This is a genomic window from Roseobacter sp. (assembly GCF_024639605.1).
In the GTDB taxonomy this organism is placed as follows: Bacteria; Pseudomonadota; Alphaproteobacteria; order Rhodobacterales; family Rhodobacteraceae; genus Roseobacter.
This window is the reverse complement of record NZ_JAHEHZ010000254.1, coordinates 1-2,930: the sequence shown is the minus strand read 5'-3', so window position 1 is coordinate 2,930 and position 2,930 is coordinate 1. Positions and strand designations below refer to the sequence as shown.

Sequence of the window (2,930 nt, the reverse complement as noted above, 5' to 3'; positions counted from 1 at the left end):
AGAGGAGATCATCACGCGCCTTCAGGAACTGCTTGATGCGCGCGACTGGAGCGATCCGGCGCTGCCTGACGGGCGCACGCTCTGGCATGTGCCCACGGTTTACGGCACCGATCTTGCCCCCCAGCTTGAAGAGGCAGCACGGGCCGTGGGCATCGACCCCGATGAGGCGATCCGGCAGCTTTCAGCCTCGCGCGTGCGGGTGCTGACCATCGGTTTTTCGCCTGGCCAGCCCTATCTGGGACAGCTCGACGCGCAGTGGAACATCCCCCGCCAGCAGGACCTGACCAAAAGCGTGCCCTCCGGGGCGCTGGTTCTGGCGATCCGGCAGATGTGCCTTTTCACCAATGCCACGCCCACCGGATGGCGGCACATCGGCCAGACCGCTTTCAAGACATTCAGCCAGAAAAGCGCGCAGCCCTTTGCGCTCTCGCCGGGTGATGAGTTGATCTTTCCATCTGTCAGCCCGGCGGAGCTGGAAAAAATCCGGACCGGCAGCACCGCATCATTTGGTGGCGCGGACAGGGAGATGATCACATGAGCGCCGCGCTTAAAGTTCACTCGGCAGGGCCGGCGCTCAGCCTGCAGGATCTCGGGCGGCGCGGCTGGCTCGCCTTTGGCCTCACGCGCGGTGGCGCGGCGGACACCCTGGCCCTTCACGAGGGGGCGGCATTGCTCGGCCACAGCGCGGAATGCGCGGCCATCGAGATGACCGGCATGGGCGGCACCTTCGAGGCCACGGCAGACACGGTGATCGCCCTGACGGGCGCGCGTATGACCGCCACGCTCGACGGTGCGCCGCTTGTCTGGAACGCCAGCCATGCCCTGCCTGCGGGCGCAAAGCTCGCCATTGGCGGGGTGCAGGCGGGCACCTGCGGTTATCTGCATGTGGCCGGCGGGTTTGATGCCCCGGTACAGATGGGCGCACGCGGCAGCCATCTTAACGCGGGCATCGGCGGTCTGTTACAGGCCGGTGACGAACTGCCGGTCACAGGCGCCACGGCGCGCAGCGGGTATTTCCTGACGCCTGACAACCGGCTCGCGGGGGGCACGATACATGTGGTCTGTTCGATCCAGACCACAGAGTTCTCCGAAGAAACCCGCGCGCGGTTTGCCGCGACTGCCTTTCGCCGCGACCCGCGTGGCAACCGCCAGGGCGTGCGCATGGATTCCGACGGCGAAGGGTTTTTTGCAAACGACGGGCTGTCGATCGTCTCTGAGGTGATCGTGCCCGGCGACATTCAGATTACCGGTGACGGCGCACCTTTCGTGCTGATGTGCGAAAGCCAGACCACCGGTGGCTATCCGCGGATCGGCACTGTGATCCCGTCGGATCTGCCAAAAGTGGCGCAGGCGCCGGTAGGCGCGCCCCTGCAGTTTGAATTTGTAAGCCATGAAGAGGCCCGCGCGCTGGAGACCCGCGCGCGGGCCGCGATAAAGGGGCTCGCAGGGCAGGTACAGCCGCTGGTCCGCGACCCTGCCGACATCGCCGATCTGCTGAGTTACCAGCTTGTGAGCGGCGTCGTTTCCGCGTCCGCCGACCCGTTTGAGACATGAAAAGGAGACCCTGATGACCCGTGTGGATATCAACGCCGATATGGGCGAGAGCTTTGGCCCCTGGACCATGGGCGACGACGCGTCGCTGCTGAAAACCGTGACTTCGGCCAATATCGCCTGTGGTGCGCATGCCGGCGACCCGGACGTAATGGCCGCGACGATGAAAATGGCGCTTGAGAACGGGGTGGGCATCGGCGCACATCCGGGGTTTGACGATCTGCAGGGCTTTGGCCGCCGGCGCATGACCGTGCCGCGCGCCAGCCTTCAGAATTCAGTGCGCTTTCAGGTGGGCGCCGCCATCGGCATGGCGAAATCTCTGGGTGGAAAGGTGCGCCACGTGAAGCTCCACGGCGCGCTCGGCAATATGACGTCCGAGGATGAGAGCCTTGCGCGGGACTGCTATGAGGCCGCTCTTTCGGTTGATCCGGATCTTATCGTGATGGTGCTTTGTGCCACCGCACAGGAGGCTGCAGTCCGCGATCTGGGCTGCGCCTGGGCGGGTGAGATCTTTGCTGACCGCGCCTATAACGACGACGCGACCCTCGTGGACCGCAGCAAACCCGGGGCCATCATCCATGACGCGGCCCTGGCCGGGCAGCGCATGGTCGGGATGGTCCGGGAGGGCGCCATCATCACCGCCTCGGGCAAGCGCATCGAGACCAGCATCGACACGATCTGCTGTCACGGCGACACCCCCGAAGCCGTCGAAATCGCAGCCTCCGTGCGCCGCACGCTGGAAGAGGCGGGCATCACGGTCAGCACCTTTGAGGGCCGCAAAGACTGAGCCACCCCGGCGGGCGTTTACACCCCTGCCCCGCGGCGGTTAAAACGAAAGCCACACCGGACTTCTTCTGCGGGCCGCGCCCGGCAAGGACATCATGGCCCGTTCACTTCTTCAGGCGTCGCTTCTTGTGAGCTTTGCCATGCTGCTCAGCCGGCTCTCGGGCCTTTTTCGCGAACAGGCGCTCGCGGCACGTCTGGGCATCGGTGCACAGACTGATGCGGTGGTGGTCATTCTGACGCTGCCTGATCTGCTGACCGCGATCCTGATGTCGGGCGGATTCAGTGCGGCCCTGGTGCCCGCGCTGGTGCGCGCCGATCCTGCAGCCCGCGTAGCGTTATTGCAGCGTATCACGATCTTTACCTGCTGTGCGTCGCTGACGCTGGCCGTGCTGATTTTCCTCGGGGCAGAAACGGTTGTCCGGCTGCTGGCGCCGTCGCTCGATTACAGCGCTCTGACCGGGTTTGAGGACGGCTTTGCGATATCGCTTCTTGCCATTCCTGTGGCCTCCGTGATCGGTGTCTCGGCTGCCTGGCTGCAATCCGAGGGACGCGCGGCGGTGCCGGGTCTCGCAGTTCTGGCCTTCAACGCGGTG

At 65.2% G+C, this 2,930-nt stretch carries 4 protein-coding genes; all 4 read left to right on the top strand.

What is annotated here, in order from left to right:
- The coding region (locus Q0M35_RS18445; protein WP_295317709.1) for a carboxyltransferase domain-containing protein at window positions 1-538 on the top strand (538 nt) is incomplete at its 5' end.
- Entirely contained in the window at window positions 535-1,554 is a 1,020-nt protein-coding gene (locus tag Q0M35_RS18440; RefSeq protein WP_295317708.1) for a biotin-dependent carboxyltransferase family protein, read from the top strand. The genes Q0M35_RS18445 and Q0M35_RS18440, both read left to right, overlap by 4 nt.
- A gap of 13 nt (window positions 1,555-1,567) precedes the next feature.
- Window positions 1,568-2,338: a 5-oxoprolinase subunit PxpA gene (locus Q0M35_RS18435; RefSeq protein ID WP_295317707.1), complete on the top strand. Its 771-nt coding sequence runs from the start codon at window positions 1,568-1,570 to the stop codon at window positions 2,336-2,338.
- 94 nt (window positions 2,339-2,432) lie between these two features.
- Window positions 2,433-2,930 (top strand): lipid II flippase MurJ (locus tag Q0M35_RS18430; protein WP_295317706.1); only part of this gene is annotated, 498 nt, incomplete at its 3' end.